The sequence below is a fragment of the Neisseria sp. Marseille-Q1983 genome (genome assembly GCF_018224585.1).
GTDB lineage: Bacteria > Pseudomonadota > Gammaproteobacteria > Burkholderiales > Neisseriaceae > Neisseria > Neisseria polysaccharea.
The window spans coordinates 1-24,846 of sequence record NZ_JAGTUI010000006.1; the positions used below are offsets into that span (position 1 = coordinate 1).

The 24,846-nt window shown below is 54.0% G+C and carries 20 protein-coding genes and 1 pseudogene; 14 read left to right on the forward strand and 7 right to left on the reverse strand.

Translation table 11 applies throughout. From position 1 onward, the window contains the following. The 5 genes and pseudogenes from KEM39_RS02205 to KEM39_RS02225 form a co-directional block, all read left to right on the forward strand. A pseudogene (locus tag KEM39_RS02205) lies at positions 1 to 221 on the forward strand (ABC transporter substrate-binding protein); the annotation flags it as partial. 293 nt (positions 222 to 514) lie between these two features. After that, positions 515 to 1,312 (forward strand): ABC transporter permease subunit, encoded by a 798-nt coding sequence (locus tag KEM39_RS02210; RefSeq protein WP_211709540.1) that lies wholly within the window; start codon positions 515 to 517, stop codon positions 1,310 to 1,312. Then, a complete protein-coding gene (locus tag KEM39_RS02215; protein ID WP_211709541.1) occupies positions 1,312 to 2,004 on the forward strand; it encodes an ATP-binding cassette domain-containing protein in 693 nt (230 codons plus the stop codon). Before KEM39_RS02210 ends, KEM39_RS02215 begins: the two co-directional genes overlap by 1 nt. A gap of 307 nt (positions 2,005 to 2,311) precedes the next feature. Next, a complete protein-coding gene (locus tag KEM39_RS02220) occupies positions 2,312 to 2,926 on the forward strand; it encodes a CadD family cadmium resistance transporter (protein WP_211709549.1) in 615 nt (204 codons plus the stop codon). A 295-nt stretch (positions 2,927 to 3,221) separates the two neighbouring features. Next, on the forward strand, positions 3,222 to 4,319 hold the full coding sequence (locus KEM39_RS02225; protein ID WP_192886338.1) for an NnrS family protein: 1,098 nt from the start codon (positions 3,222 to 3,224) through the stop codon (positions 4,317 to 4,319). A 46-nt stretch (positions 4,320 to 4,365) separates the two neighbouring features. On the opposite strand, the gene KEM39_RS02230 is transcribed toward KEM39_RS02225, so the two are convergent. Further along, the gene (locus tag KEM39_RS02230; RefSeq protein WP_118997763.1) at positions 4,366 to 6,555 is read right to left on the reverse strand and encodes a primosomal protein N'; all 2,190 of its coding nucleotides are present in this window, start codon (positions 6,553 to 6,555) and stop codon (positions 4,366 to 4,368) included. A 41-nt stretch (positions 6,556 to 6,596) separates the two neighbouring features. After that, on the reverse strand, positions 6,597 to 7,262 hold the full coding sequence (locus tag KEM39_RS02235; RefSeq protein WP_118997764.1) for a hypothetical protein: 666 nt from the start codon (positions 7,260 to 7,262) through the stop codon (positions 6,597 to 6,599). Between the two features lie 257 nt (positions 7,263 to 7,519). Between KEM39_RS02235 and KEM39_RS02240 the strand changes: the two genes are divergently transcribed. Beyond that, positions 7,520 to 8,302 carry a DsbC family protein gene (locus tag KEM39_RS02240; RefSeq protein WP_118997719.1) on the forward strand — a complete coding sequence of 261 codons (783 nt, stop codon included), beginning with the start codon at positions 7,520 to 7,522 and terminating at the stop codon, positions 8,300 to 8,302. Between the two features lie 100 nt (positions 8,303 to 8,402). Here the strand turns inward: KEM39_RS02240 and KEM39_RS02245 are convergent, their stop codons facing one another. Together KEM39_RS02245 and KEM39_RS02250 are read right to left on the reverse strand one after the other, a co-directional pair. Then, positions 8,403 to 10,337, reverse strand: a complete 1,935-nt coding sequence (locus KEM39_RS02245) for a MacB family efflux pump subunit (protein ID WP_118997720.1) — start codon at positions 10,335 to 10,337, stop codon at positions 8,403 to 8,405. Between the two features lie 65 nt (positions 10,338 to 10,402). Further along, positions 10,403 to 11,581 (reverse strand): MacA family efflux pump subunit, encoded by a 1,179-nt coding sequence (locus KEM39_RS02250; RefSeq protein WP_211709550.1) that lies wholly within the window; start codon positions 11,579 to 11,581, stop codon positions 10,403 to 10,405. 225 nt (positions 11,582 to 11,806) lie between these two features. On the opposite strand from KEM39_RS02250, the gene KEM39_RS02255 reads away from it, so the two are divergent. After that, a complete protein-coding gene (locus KEM39_RS02255; protein ID WP_118997721.1) occupies positions 11,807 to 12,196 on the forward strand; it encodes a type IV pilin protein in 390 nt (129 codons plus the stop codon). A 283-nt stretch (positions 12,197 to 12,479) separates the two neighbouring features. Continuing rightward, positions 12,480 to 13,526: an alcohol dehydrogenase AdhP gene (gene adhP, locus KEM39_RS02260; protein WP_192886339.1), complete on the forward strand. Its 1,047-nt coding sequence runs from the start codon at positions 12,480 to 12,482 to the stop codon at positions 13,524 to 13,526. Between the two features lie 75 nt (positions 13,527 to 13,601). Here the strand turns inward: adhP and smc are convergent, their stop codons facing one another. After that, the gene (gene smc / locus KEM39_RS02265) at positions 13,602 to 17,087 is read right to left on the reverse strand and encodes a chromosome segregation protein SMC (protein WP_211709542.1); all 3,486 of its coding nucleotides are present in this window, start codon (positions 17,085 to 17,087) and stop codon (positions 13,602 to 13,604) included. 247 nt (positions 17,088 to 17,334) lie between these two features. Here smc and lpxH point away from each other — a divergent pair, with 247 nt between their 5' ends. Continuing rightward, positions 17,335 to 18,057: a UDP-2,3-diacylglucosamine diphosphatase gene (gene lpxH / locus KEM39_RS02270; protein WP_002230310.1), complete on the forward strand. Its 723-nt coding sequence runs from the start codon at positions 17,335 to 17,337 to the stop codon at positions 18,055 to 18,057. A 267-nt stretch (positions 18,058 to 18,324) separates the two neighbouring features. After that, complete coding sequence (locus tag KEM39_RS02275) at positions 18,325 to 19,911, forward strand: L-lactate permease (RefSeq protein WP_118782981.1); 1,587 nt, start codon at positions 18,325 to 18,327, stop codon at positions 19,909 to 19,911. A gap of 167 nt (positions 19,912 to 20,078) precedes the next feature. On the opposite strand, the gene KEM39_RS02280 is transcribed toward KEM39_RS02275, so the two are convergent. Then, on the reverse strand, positions 20,079 to 20,282 hold the full coding sequence (locus KEM39_RS02280) for a zinc-finger domain-containing protein (protein ID WP_211709543.1): 204 nt from the start codon (positions 20,280 to 20,282) through the stop codon (positions 20,079 to 20,081). A gap of 115 nt (positions 20,283 to 20,397) precedes the next feature. On the opposite strand from KEM39_RS02280, the gene KEM39_RS02285 reads away from it, so the two are divergent. Both KEM39_RS02285 and KEM39_RS02290 read left to right on the forward strand, forming a co-directional pair. After that, positions 20,398 to 20,895, forward strand: coding sequence for a DMP19 family protein (locus KEM39_RS02285; RefSeq protein ID WP_118997724.1), 498 nt, complete (start codon positions 20,398 to 20,400; stop codon positions 20,893 to 20,895). An 81-nt stretch (positions 20,896 to 20,976) separates the two neighbouring features. After that, on the forward strand, positions 20,977 to 22,170 hold the full coding sequence (locus KEM39_RS02290; protein WP_118997725.1) for an amino acid aminotransferase: 1,194 nt from the start codon (positions 20,977 to 20,979) through the stop codon (positions 22,168 to 22,170). Positions 22,171 to 22,446: 276 nt separating this feature from the next. Here the strand turns inward: KEM39_RS02290 and hemC are convergent, their stop codons facing one another. Beyond that, on the reverse strand, positions 22,447 to 23,382 hold the full coding sequence (gene hemC, locus KEM39_RS02295) for a hydroxymethylbilane synthase (RefSeq protein ID WP_211709551.1): 936 nt from the start codon (positions 23,380 to 23,382) through the stop codon (positions 22,447 to 22,449). A gap of 120 nt (positions 23,383 to 23,502) precedes the next feature. On the opposite strand from hemC, the gene ybeY reads away from it, so the two are divergent. Both ybeY and KEM39_RS02305 read left to right on the forward strand, forming a co-directional pair. Beyond that, a complete protein-coding gene (ybeY, locus tag KEM39_RS02300) occupies positions 23,503 to 24,018 on the forward strand; it encodes an rRNA maturation RNase YbeY (RefSeq protein WP_002240338.1) in 516 nt (171 codons plus the stop codon). 1 nt (position 24,019) lies between these two features. Then, positions 24,020 to 24,844, forward strand: a complete 825-nt coding sequence (locus tag KEM39_RS02305; protein ID WP_118997726.1) for an HlyC/CorC family transporter — start codon at positions 24,020 to 24,022, stop codon at positions 24,842 to 24,844. Positions 24,845 to 24,846: the final 2 nt, after the last annotated feature.

The following is a 24,846-nucleotide window of genomic DNA, read 5'->3' on the forward strand; positions in this document are numbered from 1 at the left end:
ACTGGATACTCGCCAACCGCCAAAGCGCGGCGAAAATCGGCAAAAACTACCTCCCCGCCCCCGAACCCGCCCTAGTCATGGGCTTGGACGGCGCGCGGCTGACGGTAAGCAAAGGCAGCGACGTGAAGAACGAGATTTTGAAGTTTTACGAAATCCTGATGCAGTTCAACCCGAAACTCTTGGGCGGCAAGCTGCCGGATAACGGGTTCTTCTTGGCTTAAAAGGAGGAAAGAGACCGTCTGAAAAGGGAGAAGTAGTATCGGGGAATCCAATATACCCTTTTCAGACGGCCTATCAGATAATAGTCAGAACAGTACACAAAAAGCCGTCATTCCCGCGCAGGCGGGAATCCGGTCTCTGATATTGCAGGAATGTTTTAAAATTGCAGCAGCGTAGGTCGGATTCTTGAATCCGACATTTCGGCTAAACGGGGCTGTCGGATACGAGTATCCGACCTACTTTTTTCAGACGGTCTATCCTTGCCAAAACATAACGACAAACCAACACCCAAACCATGATTAAAACCGACAAAATCCGCAAACCGCAGCCTGCGGTGTTTTACATCATCGACTACCTTTGGAGCGGCTTTGCCGGTCTGAGCGTGGCGATGGTGGTGGTGGCGTTGTGGGCGTGGGGCAGTGCCGTGTTCGGTGAGTTTATGCTGCCTGCGCCGGTGGAGGTGTTTCAAAAGTCGTTTGATTTATTGAAACATTTTCAGGAAAACGAAATTGGGATTTCTCTATGGCGGTCGGTGGTGGGGATTTCGGTTGCGCTGGTAGCGGGATTGGCGGCGGGGCTGGTGGCGGGCAGTTTTAAGACGGCGATGGCGTTGCTCAAGCCTGTGATTACGGTTTTGTTGGCGATGCCGCCGATTATTTGGGTGGTGATGGCTCTGTTTTGGTTCGGTTTCGGCAATCCGAGCGTGCTGTTTACCATCATTGTGTTGGTTGCGCCGCTGACGTTTGCGAGTGCGGCGGTCGGGATGGCGAGCGTGAACAGGCAACATGAGGAGTTGTTTGACGCTTACAAATTAGGCCGTCTGAAAAAAATCCGTTATCTGTATATCCCGCATCTGACGGGCTATGTGATTTCCAGCATCGGCGTGGCGGTGGCGATGGGGGTAAAGGTGGTGATTATGGCGGAACTCTTGGGCGCGAGCGAAGGCGTGGGCGCGCGGATTGCGGATGCGAGGGCGATGTTGGAGACTTCGACGGTGATGGCTTATGTGGTGCTGGTCATCGTGTTTGTATCGCTGTTTGAATACCTGATTACCAAGCCTTTGGAAATTTTGTTTATGCCGTGGAGAAGATAATGCTCTGTCTTGAAAACGTGCGTTTTGAAATTCTCCGCGACCCCATCGTGCGCGATTTCAGTTTGAACCTGCAACACGGCGAAGTGAAAGCCTTGTTCGGGCCGAGCGGCTGCGGCAAGACGACGGTTTTGCGGCTGATTGCGGGCTTGGAAACGCCGAAATCGGGCACGATACGCAATGCTTTCCGCAAAACGGGTTTTCTGTTTCAGGAAAACCGCCTGCCGGAAAACTTGACCGCGATGCAGAATATCGCGATTTTTATGGACAAACCCGATGAAGGCGAAATCGTCGCGCTGGCGGCGAAAGTCGGGCTGACTGCGGGCGATATGAACAAATATCCGACCGAGTTGTCCGGCGGCATGGCGAAACGGGTGGCATTTCTGCGCCTGCTGCTGTGCGGCTGCGACCTTGCCTTGCTGGACGAGCCGTTTGTCGGTTTGGATCGGGATTTGCGCGATATTTTGGTTGCCATGCTGGTGGAAAAAATCGAGCGGCAGGGCATGGCGTGTATGCTGGTAACGCACGACCGCTTCGAAGCCGCGCGCCTGAGCCATGAAATTATGCTGCTTTCCGCTAAGGGCATGAACGTGCAAAACGTGATTACTCTGCCCACGCCGCTGTCCGAACGCGATTCGGCTTTTGAAGAAGGCGTGGTGGCAAGGGAGTTTCGGGGGATTCATTATTATGAGTGATGGGATTTGAGTATCTGACGAACCTTGCGGTTCGTTACCCTCTCCCTAACCCTCTCCCACAGGGAGAGGGGAACAGTTTGCTGAAAATCAGAGGGCGAAGGATTGGGAATCAGATGGCAGGTAAACCTGAAAATGTTTGGGTTTGGCAGCCCGATTCCTTCTCCCCGTGTGAGAGGGCTAGGGAGAGGGTAAGCAAGTCGCAGGCTTGCCTCTTTAGCGAAAGATACGAATCTGTTATCCGAACGCGATTCGGTTTTTGAAAAAGCCGTGGTGCCAAGGGGGCAGGGGATTCATTATGAGGTGCTTTATGTTTTCGACTGTGATTACTGCTGCTGTTTTATATATTGCTACAGCAGTAGATTTGTTGGTAATACTATTAATATTTTTTGCTAGAGCAAATACTAGAAAAGAATATCGAGATATTTATATCGGACAATATTTAGGTTCTGTAATTTTAATATTAGTTAGTTTATTTCTAGCTTTTGTTTTGCATTATGTTCCGGAAAAATGGGTGTTGGGTTTATTAGGTTTAATACCGATTTACTTAGGTATTAAAGTTGCTATTTACGACGATTGTGAGGGCGAAAAAAGAGCTAAAAAAGAATTGGATGAAAAAGGGTTGTCAAAATTAGTCGGTATTGTTGCTTTGGTTACAGTTGCTAGTTGTGGTGCAGATAATATTGGACTTTTTGTTCCTTACTTTGTGACTTTAGATCTTGTCGACTTATTAGTTACTCTTCTTGTATTTTTAATATTGATTTTTGTTTTAGTATATACAGCACAAAGATTGGCTAATATTTCAGGTGTTGGTGAACTCGTAGAGAAGTTTAGTCGTTGGATAATGGCTGTTATTTATATTGGTTTAGGGTTATTTATTATTATTGAAAATAATACAATTCGAACAATAATATCAATAATATGAATGATACGGGCATTTGAGTATCTGACAAATCTTGCGGTTCGTTGCCCTCTCCCTAGCCCTCTCCCACGGGGAGAGGGAATCAGGTTGCTGAAAATTAGAGAGCGCAGGATTGGGAATCGGATGGTAGGCAAACCTGAAAATGTTCGGGCTCGACAGTTTAATCCCCTCTCCCCGTGGGAGAGGGCTAGGGAGAGGGCGAGCAAGCCTCAGGCTTGCCTCTTTGGCAAAAGATACAACCCTGTCCGCCCAATAAATCCATACCCGAAAGCATCTTCATACAGAATCAAGCCAAGCCATGAATAAATTTTTTACCCACCCCATGCGGCCGTTTTTCGTCGGCGCGGCGGTGCTTGCCATACTCGGTGCGTTGGTGTTTTTCATCAACCCCGGTGCCATCGTCCTGCACCGCCAAATTTTCTTGGAACTTATGCTGCCGGCGGCATACGGCGGTTTTTTGACTGCCGCTTTGTTGGATTGGACGGGTTTTTCGGGCAACCTGAAACCTGCCGCGACCATTTTGGCGGCGTTATTGCTTGTTGCGGCTGTTTTATTGCCGTTTTTACCGCAACTTGCCGCATTCTTTGTAGCGGCTTATTGGCTGGTTTTATTTCTGTTCTGCGCTTGGTTGATTTGGCTCGACCGCAACACGGATAACTTCGCCCTGCTGATGCTGCTTGCCGCGTTCACCGTTTTTCAGACGGCATACGCGACAACCGGCAACTTGAACCTGTTACGCGCGCAAGTGCATTTGAATATGGCGGCGGTCATGTTCGTATCCGTCCGCGTCAGCATTCTTTTGGGCGCGGAAGCCCTTAAAGAATGCCGTCTGAAAGACCCTGTTTTTATTCCAAATATCGTTTATAAAAACATCGCTATTACTTTCCTGCTCTTGCACGCCGCCGCCGAACTTTGGCTGCCCGCGCAAACCGCCGGTTTTACCGCGCTCGCCGTCGGTTTCATCCTGCTTGCCAAACTGCGTGAGCTTCACCATCACGAACTCCTGCGCAAACACTACGTCCGCACCTATTACCTGCTCCAACTCTTTGCCGCCGCAGGCTATCTGTGGGCAGGCGCGGCGAGACTGCAAAACCTGCCCGCCTCCGCGCCCCTGCACCTGATTACCCTCGGCGGTATGATGGGCGGCGTGATGATGGTGTGGTTGACTGCCGGACTGTGGCACAGCGGCTTTACCAAACTCGACTACCCCAAACTCTGCCGCATCGCCGTCCCCATCCTTTTCGCCGCCGCCGTCTCGCGCGCTGTTTTAATGAACGTGAACCCGATATTCTTTATCACTGTCCCCGCGATTCTGACCGCTACCGTGTTCGTACTTTACCTGCTGACATTCGTACCGATTTTTCGGGCGAATGCGTTTACAGGCGATCCGGAATAAAAATGCCGTCTGAAACGGTTTTCAGACGGCATCGTATTGCCGATAATCAAGCCTCCTGCGAATCGACATCCACCGACCATCTGATTTTGCCGTCGCGGTTTTGCTGCAACACCTGCACCCACAAACTCACGGCACGGTGCAAATCCTGTCGGGACGGAGATTCGAGGAAGATTTGCGCGCGTTCGCGTTCGGCAAGGCGCACCATCAGCATGGGGGCGGCGCCGAACTGGAAGACGCTTTCGGGCAACAGCGGGGCGAGGGTTTCTTTGGCGGCATTGAGAAATTCCATCGCATCGGCAACACGCGGCGCATCGGCACGGACGGCGGTTTGAAAACCGAAAGGCGGCATGGCGAACATTTGCCGCTCGTTCAATTCGTTTTCGGCAAACACGGCGTAGTCCTGCGCTTTAACGGCGGCGAAGACGGGATGTTCGGGCAGTTGGGTCTGTATCAACACCTTGCCGGGTTTGTCGGCGCGCCCCGCCCTGCCGGACACTTGTATCAGCTCGGCAAACAGCCTTTCCGGCGCGCGGAAATCCGCGCTGTACAGGCTGCCGTCGGCGTTCAACACGATAACGAGGTTGAGCCGCGCGAAATCATGGCCTTTGGCGAGCATCTGCGTGCCGACCAGAATGTCGATTTCGTCGTTGGCGATGCGGCGGTACAAATCCGCCCAGTCGTTTTTGTGCGCGGTGCTATCCCTATCGACGCGGACGACGGTTGCTTTCGGCAGGAAGGCGCGCAGGGTTTCTTCGACGCGCTGCGTGCCGTGTCCGACGGCGGTCAGGTCTTGGTTGCCGCAGTCGGGGCATTTGAATGGGATGGGTTCGCGGTGGTCGCAGTGGTGGCAGCGCAGTTGGCGGGCGCGTTGGTGCAGCACCATTTTGGCGGAACAGTTCGGGCAGCCGAAGGTATGGCCGCAGTCGCCGCAAAACAGCGCGGGCGCGAAGCCGCGCCGGTTGAGGTACACCAGCGACATGCCGCCTGCTTCAAAATTCTGTTTCAAAAGCTGCAAGGCTTGCGGCGAGAAGCCGTTGTCAAGTTTCAGACGGCCTACGTTGAGGATTTCCACTTGCGGCAGTTGTGCTGAAGCATGGGCGCGCTCGGTCAGTTGCAGCAGGCGGTACGCGCCACTTTGCGCCTTGTGCCAGCTCTCCAAGCTGGGCGTGGCACTGCCCAACACAACGGGGCAGCCGCCCTGCTTCGCCCGCCACACCGCCAAATCGCGGGCGTGGTAGCGCAATTCGTTGTCTTGTTTGAACGAGCCGTCGTGTTCCTCATCGACCACAATCAGCCCGACATCATCCATCGGCGTGAACACCGCCAACCGCGTGCCGATGACCAATTTCGCCTGCCCTAACATCGCGCGCAAATAATCCTGCGTGCGCCTGCCTGCCGCCATCTGGCTGTGCAACACGGCGGTCGGTACGTCAGCAAAACGGTCTTCCACCCGTTTTAAAAGCTGCGGCGTGAGGTTGATTTCGGGCAACAGAAACAACACCTGCCGCCCCTGCGCCAACACTTTCGCCATCGCATCGAAATACACCTCGGTCTTGCCGCTACCGGTGATGCCGTACAGCAGAAACGGCTGAAAGCGTCCCAATGCCGTCTGAATGGCATCGGAAGCCTGCCGTTGGTCGGCATTCAACACAAATTCAGAGTGCGAAATCTGCCCGTAGTACGACCTTAAAACAGGTTTCGCCGCTTCCGCCGTTTCAATCCAACCCTGCGCCGCCCAATCCTCAATCAATTTCGCCGCCTGCGCGTTTACCTGTTTCAACGCCGCCATCGTCATCCCGCCCGACAGCAGCGCGTCCCACAAAGCCGCTTTTTTGTTGAACCGCGCCGGCGGCGGCGTTTGCGCCCTGCCCGCTTCGTTCAGCGCGTAAAACAACGGCGGCTGCGGCATTTCCACTGCGCGCGTTTCCTTCAAACCCTGCGGCAGCGCGGCAAACACCGCCTGCCCCGTCGGATAGTGGTAATAACGCGACGTAAACGAGAGCAAATCACGCCAGCTTTCAGGCAGCGGCGGTTCGTCCGAAAAGGCCGTCTGAACGCTCAAAATCCGCGCCGTATCCATATCAGGCGTAATATCCGTTTCCCACACAATCCCGACAACAGTTTTATTGCGAAAAGGCACAAGCACCCGCGTGCCCTGCGGCAGCGGCTCGGAATGGGAATAAGTCAAAAGGCCGTCTGAAAGCGGCACGTTCACGGCGATGCGGTGGTAGATCATGGTATGTAAAAAATGTTTGAGGCCGTCTGAAAAAACGGAAGCTATTTGCACAAATACAAACAGTCTTTATCTAAAGTAAAGCCGTAACCCTGTTTCCACAAATCGAAATAAGGACGGAGAAAATCGCTATCGGGTTTGTTGCGGTAAAGCGGATATTGCAGATAAGCGGACAGGTAATAATCGCAATTTATAGAATAATAGGCTTCGTCCAACACTTGTTCGGGGCTGTTGTAATCCGTATTACTAATCCGCCATTCATCAAACGCTTCTCCCAACAAATCCCGAGTATCGTCAAACTCTTCCGCAGGCTCACCCAAACGTATCTGTTTAATCGCTGCCAAGGCTGCAATCAGCCCTTCGTCTTCAACAAAGCGGGCAAATTCGCGCAACCCTTCCAACAAACGCTCACCCGTCTGTCTCACTTCTGCCTCATCTTGCGCAGGCAGGCAGAAATAGCCGGGAATATAGCCGCCGTCGAGGATTTCTTGGTTGTGTTCGGCAGTGCTTTGATACACAGGCATGATGCGCGCCAGCAATTCCTGTCCCTTTTCCAAAGGTTCAAACACCGCAGCCACGCCTTCTCCGTCGGGCATAAAACCTTGAAACAAACCGTAGAAATAATCTTCCCAGCCATTATATTTATCTGCTGCCTGCGGCTCTTCGCCCAGCAGCTTAAACAGATATTCAGCGTATTCTTGTTGGTTCATCATTTTTCTCAAAGTGTCGATAAAATCTTTCAGTTGCCCGCAGCAAATCTTTCAGACGACCTCAAGCGGCAATAAAGTCCGCTCAGCCATATGGTTACAGCGATGCGGTGGTAGATCATGCAAGCAGGCAAATCATTTTTTTGCGTATTTTAACAGCCGGAAGCTATTTTCAGACGATAAATTGAGCCTCGGCGCAATGCAGGCGCAACAGAGGTTTGATACAATGCCGCTTTTCCAACACGCGCAATCATCTTTATATGAAAACCAAGTTAATCAAAATCTTAACCCCCTTTACCGTCCTCCCGCTGCTGGCTTGCGGGCAAACGCCCGTTTCCAATGCCAACGCCGAACCCGCCGTCAAAGCCGAGTCCGCCGGCAAATCCGTTGCCGCCTCTTTGAAAGCGCGTTTGGAAAAAATCTATTCCGCCCAAGATTTGAAAGTGTTGAGCGTCAGCGAAACACCGGTCAAAGGCATTTACGAAGTCGTCGTCAGCGGCAGGCAGATTATCTACACCGATGCAAACGCCGATTATCTATTTTCCGGCGAACTTATTGACATCAACAACCGGAAAAACCTCACCGAACAGCGTATGGCAGATTTGAACAAAATCGACTTCGCCTCCCTGCCTTTGGACAAAGCCATCAAAGAAGTACGCGGCAACGGCAAGCTGAAAGTCGCCGTCTTCTCCGACCCCGACTGCCCGTTCTGCAGACGCTTGGAACACGAGTTTGAAAAAATGACCGATGTGACGGTTTACAGCTTTATGATGCCCATTGCCGGCCTGCACCCCGATGCCGCGCGCAAGGCGCAAATCTTATGGTGTCAGCCCGACCGCGCCAAAGCGTGGACGGATTGGATGCGTAAAGGCAAATTCCCGGTCGGCGGCAGCATCTGCGACAATCCCGTCGCGGAAACCACTTCCTTGGGCGAACAGTTCGGCTTCAACGGCACGCCGACCCTCGTCTTCCCCAACGGGCGCAGCCAAAGCGGCTACAGCCCGATGCCCCAACTGGAGGAAATCATCCGCAAAAATCAATAACCCGTCCGCAAAACAAAAGGCTTGAAACCGTGTTCCAAGCCTTTTTCAAATGCCGTCTGAAGCCTGTCGCGGCAGCTTCAGACGGCATCTTTGTCCAACCTCAATCCTGTGCCAATGCGTCTATCGGATTGAGTTTGGCTGCTTTATTGGCAGGCATAAAGCCGAACGCGATGCCGATTCCGGTCGAACAGGCGACCGCCCCGATAACGGATGCCGCCGAAATGTCCATCGGGAAGTCGGTTACAAAATGATTGAACACGAGGCTGACGGCGGCGGACAAACCTACGCCGACCAAGCCTCCGATGACGCAGATTAACACCGCCTCAATCAAAAACTGCTGCAAAATATTGCCGCGCCGCGCGCCGATTGCCATCCGTATGCCGATTTCTTTGGTGCGCTCGGTAACGGACACCAGCATAATGTTCATCACGCCGATGCCGCCGACTACCAATGAAATCACGGCGATGGAGGAAATCAGCAGCTTCATCGTACCGGTAGTGCTTTCGACCATCTGCCTGATGCTGTCGCTGTTGTTCATAAAGAAATCTTCCGTGCCGTGCCGCGCTTTGAGCAGCTCGGCCAGCCCTTTTTCGGCAACCTGGGTATTGGCATTGTCTTTGATTTTGACGGTGATGGAGTTGGTGTGGCTCTCGCCTGTGATTTGGTGCATCACCGTCGTATAGGGCGACCAAAGCATCAGCACGTCGGAATTGCCGAAAGCGTTTTCGTCTTTTTTCATCACGCCGATGACGGTCAAGGGGCGTTTCCTGAACAAAATGGTTTTACCCAACGGATCCGAGTCCGCAAAGAGTTTGTCTTTGACATTTTGGTCGATGACGACGACTTGCGCGTCTTCTTTCACATCGTTTTCGTCAAACAGCCGCCCCGTTTCCAGCTTCAGCCCGCGCACGTCGAAATACTGTTCGCCCACGCCGTAAAGCGAGGCGGTCAGGTCGGTGTTGCGGTAGGTCAGCGTGCCGCCGCTCGAAGTCATGGGCGTGGCGGAAGCAACGTAGCTTTGTTTGGCGATGACTTTCGCGTCGTCTATGGTCAGGGTTTTGATTTTGCCGCTGCGCCTGTCGCCGAAGCCGCGCCCGGGGAAGATGCTGATGGTGTTCGTCCCCATCGAACTGATGTCTTCGAGGATTTTTTTCTGCGAACCGTTGCCCAGCGCGACGACGGAGACAACCGAAGCGATACCGATAATGATGCCGAGCATGGTCAGCAGCGAACGCATTTTGTGCGCCAATACTGCTTGCACCGACATTCTGAAGGCTTCGACAAACTGGTCGTAATAAAACGACCACGAGGCTTTTTCCTGAATCCTCCCGACATTGCTTGCGGGGATTTCGGGTTTTTTCGAGGTGTCGGAAATGATTTCGCCGTCCCTGATTTCGATGACTCGGTTGGCGTTGGCGGCGATGCCGGGGTCGTGCGTTACCATAATGACGGTATGCCCAGCTTCGTGCAGCCTGCGGATGATTTCCATCACGTTTTTGCCGCTGGAGGTATCAAGTGCGCCGGTCGGCTCGTCGGCGAAGATGATTTCTCCGCCGTTCATCAGGGCGCGGGCGATGGAGACGCGCTGCTGCTGTCCGCCCGAGAGTTCGCCGGGCTTGTTGCCCTCTTTGCTTGCCAAACCCAAATCCTGCAACAACTTCTCCGCCCGCGCGGAACGCTCTTTGCCGCCCGCGCCCATATAGACGGCCGGCAGCGCGACGTTGTCCCTTGCGGTCAGCGAGCTTAAGAGGTTGTAGCGTTGGAAGATGAAACCGAAGCGTTCGCGGCGCAATGCCGCCAGTTCGTCAGGCTGCATTTTGGCAGTTTCGATGCCGTCGATTCGGTACGAACCGGAACCGGCGGTATCCAAACAGCCGAGTATGTTCATCAGCGTGGACTTGCCCGAACCGGACTGCCCGATGATTGCGACAAAATCGCCCTTCTCTATCGACAGGCTGATGTCTTTCAAAATATGGACGCGGTTCTCGCCGCTGCCGAAATAGCGGTTGATGTTTCTACATTCGATCAAGCTCATAATATTCCGTAAATCAATAACAAATGCCGTCTGAAACCGTTTCCGTGTTCAGACGGCATATTCGTTTATCGGCGCGGCGGGCCGCCCATAGCGCGTTCGCTGCTTTCCTGTTGCTCGGCGGCGGTCATTTCGGAGATGACCACTTTGTCCCCCTCTTTCAAACCGCTTTTCACTTCGGTATTCATACTGTCTTTCATACCGGTCCGGATTTCTCGTTCCGCCGCCTTGCCGTCTGCGCCCAACACGCGCACAAACGCCTTGCCGCCGCGATTTTTCACGGTCAGCGACGGAATAATCAGCACATTTTTCACACCGTCGATTTCAACCGTATTCTGCGTCGTCATCCCCGTGGCGAGTTTGCCGTCCGGATTGGGCACAAACGAACGGGCATAATAATAGACCGCATTGGAAGCCGTATCCGTACTGCTGTTGTAGCCGCCCGACGACATCGTGGTCAGCCCCGGATCGACGCTGTCGAGTTTTGCCTTAATCGGCGTATCCGGTTCGGACAAAATCGTAAACGAAATATCCTGCCCCGCCTTCACCTTGGTAATATCGCCCTCGGCAATCTGCATTTTGTTCAACATCATATCCAGATTCGCCAATTGGACAATCGTCGGCGTAGACTGCGCCGCGTTCACAGTCTGCCCTTCTTCCACGGGAATCGCCACCACCGTGCCGTCCATCGTTGCGGTAATGCGCGTGTAACCCAATTCCGATTCGGCAGTATTGATGGAAATTTTGCTCTGTCTGATTAAAGCCTTCAGCTCGGCAACATTGGCTTTGGCGGCGGCAAGCGCATCCTGCGCGCTTTCCAAATCTTCTTTAGAGGTCGCATCATCCTTCCACAACGCCGCCTGACGCTTATATTTCTTCTCCGCGCTGCCCAATGCAATCTGTGCCGATGCCAGCTTCGCCTGATACGTTTCCAATTTGGATTTTTCCATATTGAGCGTGTTGGTCTGCGAGGTCGAATTGATTTCCGCAATCAAATCGCCCTTTTTGACCTGTTGCCCGAGCCGGACATAAAGTTTCTTAATCTGCCCCGATGCCTGCGCGCCGACCGACACCAGATTCGACGGCGAAATTTCCCCCGTCGCGGAAACCGTCCGGCTGATGTCGCCGCGCCTGACCGTTTCCGTAATATAAGAGGCCTGCGGTTCGGGCTTCAGATAAGACCATCCGCCCCAAACCGCTGCCGCCGCGACTGCCGCAACAGCCGCCCATTTCATCATTTTTGCCATATTTCCAATTCTCTGTATGCGCCAATCCCATAAATCGGAAGCGGATTCTACCGCAAGTCCCTGCCCCATCCAAGGCGGCAAACTGCCGACGATAAAAATAACCATTTGTTTTAAATGGCTTATACAATCTGCTTTCCCGAAAATTTCAATCCGTTTACATATTCCGCCATTTCCGATACGGCGTTATAATGCCGCCGACCGATAAACAAATGGAAACACATTGCTATGAAAAACGTTCAAAAAGGCTTTACGCTGCTCGAGCTGCTGATTGCCGTCGCCATCCTCAGCATCCTGACGCTCATCGCCTACCCTTCTTATAAAGCCTACACCCGCCGCATCCGCCTGTCGGAAGTCAAATCCACCCTGCTGATGAACGCGCAAAACTTGGAGCGTTACTACCGCCAAAAAGGGACGTTTGACAACTACGACCCAAAAAAACTGAAACAAAACAAATATTTCAACATTACCTTAAGCAAAGTCAACCCCGACCACTTCACCCTTCAGGCCGTCCCCGATCCGGCGACCAACGAAGGCGAAACCTGCATCGTCACGCTCAACGACGGCGGCACGCTTTCCGCCGCCGGCAGCGGGCAGGACTGCCCGGACTTCGACTAATCCTCCGCCGAAGCCCGAAACCCGTAAAGATGCCGTCCGAACACAGCTTCAGACGGCATCTTTACGGGTTTGCCCATCCGGTTTTTCAAACTTGAAACCTGCCGCCCCTCATCCGGCAACCACCCCCGATGCTGCGCCTTTCCGAGCTGTTATAATATAACATATAATCTATATTTTTCAACAACATACTATTTGACCCGCAAGATGCGGAAGCGTATGCTTACCCTTATATCGGACAACATTCCGTTTACAGGTTTTTTTACCGTAACTAAGGAGCGCAATCATGAAAATGCAGGCAGTTGTTGTGAATAAAAATGTAGCGGGCGATGTGGAAGTAGTCGAACGCGAGGTTCGCCCGTTGGAATACGGCGAGGCATTGGTCGAAGTCGAATATTGCGGCGTGTGCCACACCGACCTGCACGTTGCGGCGGGCGACTACGGCGACAAACCGGGCCGCGTGTTGGGACACGAAGGCATCGGTTTGGTTAAAGAAGTTGCCGACGGTGTGAAAAATCTGAAAGTCGGCGACCGCGTCAGCATCGCCTGGCTGTTCCAAAGCTGCGGCTCGTGCGAATACTGCAATACCGGCCGCGAAACCCTGTGCCGTTCCGTATTGAACGCGGGCTACACCGCAGACGGCGGTATGGCGACCCACTGCATCGTCAATGCGGACTACGCGGTCAAAGTCCCCGACGGACTCGACCCCGCACAAGCGTCCAGCATCACTTGCGCCGGCGTTACCTGCTACAAAGCCGTGAAAGTTTCCGGCGTGCGCCCGGGACAATGGATTGCGATTTACGGCGCGGGCGGTTTGGGCAACTTGGGTGTCCAATACGCGAAAAAAGTATTCGGCGCGCATGTTGTCGCCATCGACATCAACGATGAAAAACTGGCGTTTGCCAAAGAAACCGGCGCGGATTTGATTGTCAACGCCGCCAAAGAAGACGCTGCCAAAGTGATTCAGGAAAAAACCGGCGGCGCACACGCTGCGGTCGTAACCGCCGTATCTGCCGCCGCATTCAACTCTGCCGTGGATTGCGTCCGCGCGGGCGGGCGTGTGGTTGCCGTCGGACTGCCGCCGGAATCAATGGATTTGTCCATCCCGCGTTTGGTTTTGGACGGCATCGAAGTGGTCGGCTCGCTGGTCGGCACGCGCAAAGATTTGGAAGAAGCCTTCCAATTCGGCGCGGAAGGCTTGGTTGTACCCAAAGTCAAACTGCGTGCTTTGGACGAAGCTCCCGCCATTTTCCAAGAAATGCGCGAAGGCAAAATCACCGGCCGTATGGTGATCGATATGAAAAAAGAATGCAGCTGTGGCCATCACCACTGATTTGACGTAGCGGTACACATCGAAATGCCGTCTGAACGCTGTTCAGACGGCATTTTTGACATCCCGATACGCCTTTCAAACGGATTCCGCCATTTCCAACGCTTGTTTGATGTCCACGGCGACGACGCGCGACACGCCTTTTTCCTGCATGGTTACACCGACGAGCTGCTCCGCCATTTCCATGGTCAGGCGGTTGTGGGAGATGTAGAGGAACTGGGTTTGCGCCGACATTTCTTTGACCAGGTTGCAGAAACGCGAGGTGTTGGCATCGTCCAACGGAGCGTCGACTTCGTCCAAAAGGCAGAACGGAGCAGGATTGAGGCTGAACAGGGCGAACACGAGGCTCATGGCGGTGAGGGCTTTTTCGCCGCCGGAAAGGAGGTGGATGGTGCTGTTTTTCTTGCCGGGCGGACGCGCCATAATGGACACGCCGGCGGTCAGGAGGTCGTCGCCTATCATTTTGAGGGTGGCTTCGCCGCCGCCGAACAGGGTCGGGAAGAAGGTTTGGACTTTGCCGTTGACGGCATCGAAGGTTTCTTTGAAACGCGCTTTGGTTTTGTCGTCGATTTGGGCGATGGCTTCTTCCAAAAGGGTAATGGCGGCCTGCACGTCTTCGCTCTGGCTGCGGTAGTAGCCGTCGCGTTCGCGCGCTTCTTCGAGTTCTTGCAGGGCGGCGAGGTTGACCGCGCCGAGTGCTTCGATTTGCCGGGTGAGGCTGCCGATGCTGCTGTTCAATACTTTCGGCGATTCTTTCGCCAACGCTTCGAGCGCGTCCAAATCGGCGGCGCGTTCGGTCAGGTTTTGATGGTAGCGTTTGGCGTTGATCAGGGCTTCCTGCTGCTGCAACAGGGCGGTTTGGGTGGCTGCCTGAAGCTGTGGCAACTGGGTTTGCAGGGCTTGTACTCGGGCGTATTGCTCCCTGCCCTGCTCCTGAATCTGCGCGAGTTTCTCCTGCACGGCGATGTATTCTTCATCCAAGGTCTGTACGGCTTCGCTTAATTCTTCGAGCTTGATGTGCTGCTCATCGTTTTGGAACTCGGTTTCATAGGCGAGGGCAAGCTCTTGCTGGCGTTCCTGCCAGTCTAAGGTTTGCTGTTCGAGTCGGGCGATTTGCTGTTGGTAGTTTTGTTTTTGCTGGTTGAGCTTGTGGACGGCGACTTCGGCAAGCCCGTATTGGCGGTTGGCTTCCAGCAGGGCAAGCTGCGCCTGTTTCAGACGGCCTTGCTGCTCTTGGCGGCTGTGCGCGGCGGTTTGCTGCTGGTGTTCGAGTTCGGCAGCAGCTTCCTGCAAAATGGCGATGTCGTCTGAAAGGCCGTCGGACGTGTGTTGCAACACGGTCTGCTCTTCCGCCAACTGCGCCAGTTCGCGCTCGATGTGTTCGCGGCGGATTTGCCCTTGGTTGGTGCGCGCCAGAAGTTCGGCGGCGCGTTGCTGCGCCTGGCTGTATTGGCGCGTGTGCTGCTGTTGCTGCTGCATCAGGTTTTTGTGTTGCGTCTCAGACGAGCGCACGGCGGCTTCCGCCTGTTTGAACGCGGCTTCGGCGGCGGAAAGTTCGGGGGCGAGGTTTTCCAGTTCGGACGCGATGCCGTCGAGGCGTGCTTTTTGGGCAATCAGGCTTTCCTGCGCGGGTTTAGCATAGAGCAGGACGCTGACTTTGTCGACCTGATGGCCTTCGGGCGTGAGCCAGATTTGATGCGCGCCCAAATCGCTTTGATGCGCGAGAGCGTAGCTCAAATCGGGTGCGCACAATACGCCGTCGAGCCAGTGGTGCAATGCCGTCTGAAACGGCGGCTGCGCTTGGATTTGGTTCAACAATGCCTGTACGGGTAGGGATTTTTTGATGCCGCCGGAGAGCTCGTCTGAAAGCCATGCCGCCTGCCCTTGGGGTAAAGGTTCGGGCGGCACGAAGCCTGACGGCACGCTACGGGCGTGCAGGCGTTCGGCAAGGATGACGGACAGGGCGTGCTGCCACTCGGCGGGCGCGGTGATGTGTTGCCACAGTTGCGGCGCGGTGGCGTAGTCGGTTGCCTGCCAGAAGTCGGCGGCTTCCTGCTGTTGCGACAGGATTTGCGACAACGCCTGCTGCTGCGCCTGCAAGGTGATGTGTTGCTGCTTCAGGCTTTGGAAGCGGTTTGAGGCCGTCTGAAACGCCTCGCGGGCGGCGTGTAAGGCTTCTTCGGCGGCGATGATTTGTTCTTCGTAATGCTCTTGCCGGTTTTGCAACAGGGCGGCGGCTTCCTGCGCGGCGGCGGTTTCGGCCTCGTCGGGCAGGTTCAGGGCTTGGTTTTCCTGTTTCAGACGACCTTTGCGCTCTTCGTGCTTGGCAACGGTTTGTTCGGCATGGGCAAGCTGCTGCTGCTTCAACGCCAGTTCACGGCGGATGCGGTTTGCCTCGTCCTGCCGGGTTTGGAAGGCGGCGTTGAGCGTGGCTTGAGCTTCTTCCAATTCGGGCAGACGCTCTTCGTGTTCGGCAACCTGCATCGCCCATTCCGCCAGCTCGGTTTGCTTTTCTTCGACCTGCAACTCGTTTTCTTCCAGCTTGACGCGGATTTGCTGCTGCTCTTGATGGATGCGTTGCATCTGCGCCTGCGCCGCCTGCTTGTCGCGTTCGATGCGTTGATGCAGGTTTTGCCGGTGGCGGATTTGTTCTTCCAAACGGGCAATCTGCTCGCGCAACACGCCGCGTTTGTTGCCCAATTCGTGTACCGCCTGCTGCTGCGACTGTTCGGCGGTCTGCAAGGCATGTACTTCGTCGTTTAACGCCTGAACCTGCGCGGCGGTTTCGTCCTGCTGCGCCTGCAAAGACTGATGCTGCGCGGTCGCTTTGTCGGCGGCGGCAAGCGATTGCTGCCATTGGGCGTAATCGAGCAAATCCTGTTGTTGGTTCAACTGCGCGGTCAGGGATTTGTAGCGTTCGGCGGTTTCCGCCTGTTTCTCCAGCTTTTCCACCTGACGCGCCAACTCGTTCTGCAAATCACCCAAACGCTGCAAATGCTCGCGCGTGTCTTTCAGACGGCCTTCCGTCTCCTTGCGGCGTTCCTTATATTTGGACACGCCCGCCGCCTCCTCGATATAGGCGCGCAATTCCTCCGGCCGCGCTTCGATGATGCGCGAAATCATCCCCTGCTCGATAACGGCATAACCGCGCGCGCCCACGCCCGTACCTAAAAACAAATCGGTAATATCGCGGCGGCGCACGGTCTGATTGTTGATGAAATAAGTCGATTCGCCCTGACGCGTCAGCTGCCGCTTGATGCTCACTTCGGCATACTGCCCCCACGCCCCCTGCAAACTGTGGTCGCTGTTGTCAAACACCAGCTCCACCGAAGCCCTCGGCGCAGGACGGCGCGTCGCCGCACCGTTAAAAATCACGTCCTGCATACTCTCGCCGCGAAGCTGCTTCGCCGAAGCCTCGCCCAACACCCAACGTACCGCATCAATCACATTCGACTTGCCGCAGCCGTTGGGCCCGATAACCGCAACAAGCTGCCCCGGCACATGAATCGTGGTCGGGTCGGTAAAAGATTTGAAGCCGGAGAGTTTGATGTGGGTCAGGCGCATAATGGTCGGAAAAATAAAAAAGAAGCGTATTTTAACGGAAATCCCGCCGCCACACCCCATATCTTGCCGGCAAAACCTTACCGCATCCTACGCCCGCGATGCCGTCTGAAGCCTTCAGACGGCATTTTTAACGCGCCCGAACCCCGGTTCCGCCAATGCCCGATGCTTGGCGCGGCATTTGCCGTATTGCCCCGCCGCCGGGCGCGTTATAATCCGCCCCGACATCCGCCCGATTGGAAACCTGCCTATGAAACCCGCCTATTTCATTTCCGACCTGCATTTGAGCGAAAAGCACCCCGAACTGACCGCGCTGCTGCTGCGTTTTTTACGTTCTTCCGCCGCCGGGCAGGCGCGGGCGGTTTATATTTTGGGCGATTTGTTTGATTTTTGGGTGGGCGATGACGAAGTTTCCGAGTTGAATACTTCGGTTGCGCGTGAAATCAGGAAATTGTCCGACAAAGGCGTTGCCGTGTTCTTTGTCAGGGGTAACCGCGACTTCCTAATCGGTCAGGATTTTTGCCGACAGGCGGGTATGACGCTGCTGCCGGATTACTCGGTTTTGGACTTGTTCGGCTGCAAAACCCTCATCTGCCACGGCGACACTCTGTGTACGGATGACAGGGCATACCAACGTTTCCGCAAAATCGTGCATCGGAAGCGGCTGCAAAAACTGTTCCTAATGCTGCCCCTGAAGTGGCGCACACGCCTTGCCGCCAAAATCAGGCGTGTCAGCAAAATGGAAAAACAGGTCAAGCCCGCCGATATTATGGATGTCAATGCCGCCTTTACCGCGCGGCAGGTTCGCGCCTTTAACGCGGAAAGGCTGATACACGGACACACCCACCGCGAGCATATCCATCACGAAAACGGCTTTACCCGCATCGTTTTGGGCGACTGGCATAACGACTATGCTTCAATCCTCCGTGTGGACGGGGACGGCGCGGTATTCGTGCCGCTGGAAAAATGCTGAAAATGCCGTCTGAAGCCTTTCGGACGGCTTTTTTACACGCCCCTTTCCCACACTCCCTCCGCCGCATCATCACCATCCTTAACCCGCATTAATAGCCATTATCGATAAAATGCTTGACCGATTACATAAGATTACGTAAAGTGTGCAAACGCATAATAATTGGTCTTACCAATTTATCTTTTAATCAAAATATCGGGTGTGCGGGATTTGAACGTCTTTCCAAACCTCGACGCGCCTTATGATGCAAATGCCTAAAAAGGATTCGTTATGGCACTTTTCCTCAGCATATTCCCCATCGTCCTGCTGATTTGGCTGATGGTGAAAAAAAACAGTATGCCTTCCTACGTCGCGCTGCCGATTACCGCAGTGCTGATTTACGCCATCAAACTTTTCTACTTCGGCGATGCGGGAATGCTGCTCAACGCTACCGCCGCTTCCGGCCTCGTCAAAACGCTCACGCCGATTACCGTGATTTTCGGCGCGATTATGTTCAACCGTATGATGGAAACCACGGGCTGCATCGATGTCATCCGCAAATGGCTGGCGACCATCAGCCCGAACCCCGTAGCGCAACTGATGATTATCGGCTGGTCGTTTGCCTTTATGATTGAGGGCGCATCCGGCTTCGGCACGCCTGCCGCGATTGCCGCGCCGATTCTGATGAGTTTGGGCTTCAACCCATTGAAAGTGGCAATTTTCACTTTGGTGATGAACTCCGTCCCCGTCTCTTTCGGCGCAGTCGGTACGCCGACTTGGTTCGGTTTCGCACCGCTGAACCTGAGTGCCGAAGACATCCTCGCCATCGGCAGGCAGACCGGCGTGATGCACTTCTTCGCAGGTTTCGTCATCCCCGTCATCGGCTTGAGTTTTATCGTACCTTGGTCTGAAATCCGCAAAAACTTGGGCTTCGTCGCCATTGCCGTTTTCTCCTGTACCCTTCCCTATGTCGCATTGGCAATGGTCAACGAAGAATTTCCTTCTTTGGTTGCCGGCGCAATCGGTCTGATGGTGTCCGTATTCGCCGCCAACAAAGGCTGGGGCTTGAGCAAAGACCACGCCAAAGACCCGAATGCCGAAAAAGTACCGTTCGCCCAAGTCGCCAAAGCACTCGCCCCTTTAGGTATGCTGATCGGTATGCTGGTAGTTACTCGCATCAAACAGCTGGGCATCAAAGGCATTTTGACCAGCAAAGAAGAATGGTTCAGCTTCCAACTGCCGTTTGATTTGTCCAAAATTACCGTCAGCGACTCCCTGACGATTACCTTCGGCAATATTTTCGGACAAGATGTCAGCGCGTCTTACCAAACGCTGTACGTTCCCGCTTGGATTCCGTTTGTCTTTACCGTTTGGATCTGCATCCTGCTGTATAAGACCAAATTCAAAGATGCTTGGGCGATTTATGCCATAACCTTCAATCAAACCAAAAAACCGCTGCTTGCCCTGATGGGCGCGCTGATTATGGTTCAGCTGATGCTGGTCGGCGGCGACAATTCGATGGTGAAAATCATCGGTAAGGAATTTGCCGCAATGGCGGGCGAACACTGGGTTTATTTCTCGCCGTATCTGGGCGCGATCGGTGCGTTCTTCTCCGGTTCCAACACCGTGTCCAACCTGACCTTCGGTCCGATCCAACAGCAAATCGCCTTGGATACCGGCCTGTCCGTTACCCTGATTTTGGCGTTGCAGTCCGTCGGCGGCGCGATGGGCAACATGGTGTGCCTCAACAACATCATCGCCGTATGTACCGTATTGGACGTGAAAAATTCCGAAGGTGCGATTATCAAGAAAACCGTTATCCCGATGGCGATTTACGGCGTGATTGCCGTCGTCACGGCAATGATTTTCTTCCTCTAGGCGAAACGCCGCCATCCATAGCGGCAGCACGCGGGGAACGGAAACCGCCGCTCCCCGTCAGGGCGGCGCGTCGGGCAGAATCCCGGTGCCGGAACAGCCCGCCCCGCCAAACAAATGCCGTCTGAAACCGGAAAAGGCTTCAGACGGCATTTTTCCGCCGTTTGCATTCAGGCGTAATGATGATGCGGCATCTTTCCGTCAAGGCGGTAGCGCGTGCCGCAATACGGGCAGGCAACGCTGCCCGATTCTCCTTCGCCCAAAGGCAAAAACACCCTCGGATGCCCGTTCCACTGCTCGTTGTCGGGCCCCGAGCAATACAACGGCAGATTTTCCGGCAACACGGAAATTTCCTGCGTATTCAGATTGTCCATTTGATTTTCCTTTGCGTGGTTGGCGTGCGCCCATTTTACGCCATCGGCAGGCTAAAGGATATTTTCGGCGCAAAGCCACAATCCGCTATAATCCCCACTTTTCAGACGGCATACCATGACTGCGCTTACCCTCCCTGAAAACATCAAACAACAAGAGCCATCCGCCCTGCTCTACACCCTCGTTTCCGCCTACCTCGAACACACCGCCCAAACCGGCGACGAATCCCTCTCCTGCCTGTCCGACGACCAGCACACGCTGACCGCATTCTGCTACCTCGACAGCCAAGTCGAAGAAGGCGGCTTCGTGCAACTCATCGCCTCCGGTTACGGCGAATATATTTTCCGCAACCCGCTTGCCGACAGTCTCCGCCGCTGGAAAATCAAAATTACGCCCAAAATCATCGACAAAGCCAAAAGCCTCTACGAAAAACACGGCGAAACCATCGAAACGCTCGCCGACGGAGGCGCAGACATCGAATCCCTGCGCAAACAGTTCCCCGACTTTGAAGAATGGGACGGCGCATACTACGAAGCCACCGAACAAGATTTACCCCTGGTTGCTGAACACATACGGTCAAACTGGGAAACCTTCGCCCATATCGGGCAGGTATAGGCACGGCTGTTTCCAGCACATATAAAACAGCGTAAAATCGGCAAACCCGAATGACCTTCCGTCCCCATCAAGGAGCAAGCTATGTTCTTCAAGCACATCGAAGCCGCCCCCGCCGATCCGATTCTCGGTTTGGGCGAAGCGTTCAAAGCCGAAACCCGCCCCGAAAAAGTCAACCTCGGCATCGGCGTGTACAAAGACGCATCCGGCGCGACACCCATCGTCAAAGCCGTCAAAGAAGCTGAAAAACGCCTGTTGGAAAGCGAAACCACCAAAAACTACCTGACCATCGACGGCGTTGCCGACTACAACGAGCAAACCCAAATCCTGCTGTTCGGCAAAGACCACGAAATCATCGCCAGCCGCCGCGCCAAAACGGCGCAAAGCCTTGGTGGTACGGGTGCATTGCGTATTGCGGCTGAGTTTGCCAAACGTCAGTTGAACGCGCAAACCATCTGGATTTCCAATCCGACCTGGCCAAACCACAACGCCATCGCCAAAGCGGTCGGTATCCAAGATAAACCTTATCGCTACTATGATGCCGCCAAACACGGTTTGGATTGGGACGGCATGATTGAAGACTTGAGCCAAGCGCAAAAAGGCGACATCGTCCTGCTGCACGGCTGCTGCCACAACCCTACCGGCATCGACCCTACGCCTGAACAATGGGAAGCTTTGGCAAAACTTTCTGCTGAAAAAGGCTGGCTGCCGCTGTTTGACTTTGCCTACCAAGGCTTTGGCAACGGTTTGGAAGAAGATGCCTACGGCTTGCGCGTGTTCTTGAAACACAATACAGAATTGCTGATTGCCAGCTCTTATTCCAAAAACTTCGGTATGTACAACGAGCGCGTCGGCGCGTTCACTTTGGTAGCCGAAGATGAAGCAACCGCCGCCCGCGCCCACAGCCAAGTCAAAACCATCATCCGTACCTTGTATTCCAACCCGGCTTCACACGGTGCGAACACCATTGCGCTGGTGTTGAAAAATGATGATTTGAAAGCACAATGGATTGCCGAACTTGATGAAATGCGCGGCCGCATCAAAGCCATGCGCCAAAAATTTGTTGAGTTGCTCAAAGCCAAAGGTGCTACCCAAGACTTTGATTTTATTATTGAACAAAACGGCATGTTCTCTTTCAGCGGCTTGACTCCCGAACAAGTTGACCGCCTGAAAAACGAGTTTGCCATTTATGCCGTCCGTTCCGGCCGAATTAATGTTGCAGGCATTACCGACGACAACATCGATTATCTGTGCGAAAGCATCGTGAAAGTACTGTAAAAGCACAGCCATATGAAAATGCCGTCTGAACCTTAACCAGTTCAGACGGCATCTGTTTTTTGTTAAAAAACAATAAACTATAACAATTTCAAACAAGCTAAAAACATCTACAAAATCAACCCAATATGATGAACTCAAATAAAAAATACGAATATCATCATTCTCAAATTCAAAATTTGAACGCCACAGTATAGTGGATTAACTTTAAACCAGTACGGCGTTGCCTCGCCTTGTCGTACTGGTTTAAAGTTAATCCACTATAAATTTTCGATAAAATCAATTTTCCGTATTCAATACTGCCTCAATCAATTCCCGCGCACCGTCGTCCGCCAATTTCTTAGCAACTGCGCGTCCGAGCGCGTCGGCATATTCGGCAGGGGCTTGCGCGTCCGCCTGCAACACAACCGAACCGTCAGGATGACCGACCAAGCCGCGCAAGGTCAGCAAACCGTTTTCTTCAGTGCAATATGCGGCCAGCGGCACTTGACAGCTTCCGCCCAAAGCGCGCGCCAAAGCGCGTTCGGCGGTAACACAGGCATTGGTAACACCGTGGTTCAAGGGTTTCAAAACTTCATACAAATCTTCGCGGTGCGCGGCAATTTCGATACCCAATGCGCCTTGTCCAGCGGCAGGCAGGCTGTCGGATTCCGACAAAATCATGCGGATGCGTCCGTCCAATTCCAGACGCTGCAAACCGGCGGCAGCCAAGATAATCGCGTCGTATTCGCCGTTATCGAGTTTGGACAAACGGGTTTGCACATTGCCGCGCAAAGGTTTAATCACCAAATGCGGATAGCGCGCACGCAACTGGGCTTCGCGGCGCAGGCTGGATGTACCGACGATAGCACCTTTGGGCATTTCTTCCAAACGCGCGTATCGGTTGGACACAAACGCGTCAAACGGATTGGCGCGTTCGCCGATTGCCGCAAGCGCGAAACCTTCAGGCAAATCCATCGGTACGTCTTTAATCGAATGCACCGCCAAATCGGCGCGCCCGTCTTGAAGGGCTTGTTCCAACTCTTTGACAAACAAGCCTTTACCGCCGACTTTTGACAAAGTTCTGTCCAAAATCCGGTCGCCGCGCGTGGTCATACCCAAAATCTCGACTTCGCAATCGGGATACAGGGCTTTCAGACGGCCTTGGATATGCTTTGCCTGCCACATGGCAAGCAGGCTTTCGCGGCTGGCGATGACGAGTTTTTTCGGGTTCATATCTTTATGTGCCACAAGGATGGGAAACGGCGTGGAGTCTATCATATTTTGAACGTTTCTTCAGACGGCATCATCAGGTCTATGTTATATTTACGCCCACAAAACACGAAACCCGCCACAATGAAACGCGCCAAAAAATACCCTTTCTTAACGTTGCAGCGGCAACGTTTCCATCTGAACTTTGAAAACGCTTCTTCCGCCGCCAACCTTCCAAGCGAACACGATTTTTACCGCTGGGCGTGGTCTGCCCTGAAAAGCGGATACCGCCGCGCAGACATCAGCCTGATTCTTCTGGACGAAGAAGCAGCCCGCGCCTACAACCGCGACTACCGGGGCAAAGATTACGCCACCAATGTCTTGAGTTTCGCACTCAACGAAGGCGAAACCCTGCCCTGCCAAGTTTCGGAAAAACTGTACGGCGATTTGATTATCTGCCCGCAAGTCGTTTTGAAAGAAGCCGCCGAACAAGGCAAAACGCCCGAACGGCATTTTGCCCACCTGACCATACACGGTGTTTTGCACCTGATGGGCTACGACCACATCGAAGACGACGAAGCCGAAATAATGGAAGCCGAAGAAATCCGCCTGATGCGGGCGGCAGGCTATCCCAACCCCTACCGAGAGGACGGACATTAAAATGGACGGCGCACAACCGAAAACAAATTTTTTTGAACGCCTGATTGCCCGACTCGCCCGCGAACCCGATTCTGCCGAAGACGTATTAAACCTGCTTCGGCAGGCGCACGAGCAGGAAGTTTTTGATGCGGATACGCTTTTAAGGTTGGAAAAAGTCCTCGATTTTTCTGATTTGGAAGTGCGCGACGCGATGATTACGCGCAGCCGTATGAACGTTTTAAAAGAAAACGACAGCATCGAGCGCATCACCGCCTACGTCATCGATACCGCCCATTCGCGCTTCCCCGTCATCGGCGAAGACAAAGACGAAGTTTTGGGCATTTTGCACGCCAAAGACCTGCTCAAATATATGTTCAACCCCGAGCAGTTCCACCTCAAATCGATATTGCGCCCCGCCGTCTTCGTGCCCGAAGGCAAATCGCTGAACGCGCTTTTAAAAGAATTCCGCGAACAGCGCAACCATATGGCGATTGTCATCGACGAATACGGCGGCACGTCGGGTTTGGTCACTTTTGAAGACATCATCGAGCAAATCGTCGGCGACATCGAAGACGAGTTTGACGAAGACGACAGCGCCGATAATATCCACGCCGTTTCTTCCGAACGCTGGCGCATCCACGCGGCTACCGAAATCGAAGACATCAACGCCTTCTTCGGCACGGAATACAGCAGCGAAGAAGCCGATACCATCGGCGGCCTGGTTATTCAGGAGTTGGGACACCTGCCCGTACGCGGCGAAAAAGTCATCATCGGCAGCCTGCAATTTACCGTCGCCCGCGCCGACAACCGCCGCCTGCACACCCTGATGGCGACCCGCGTGAAGTAAGC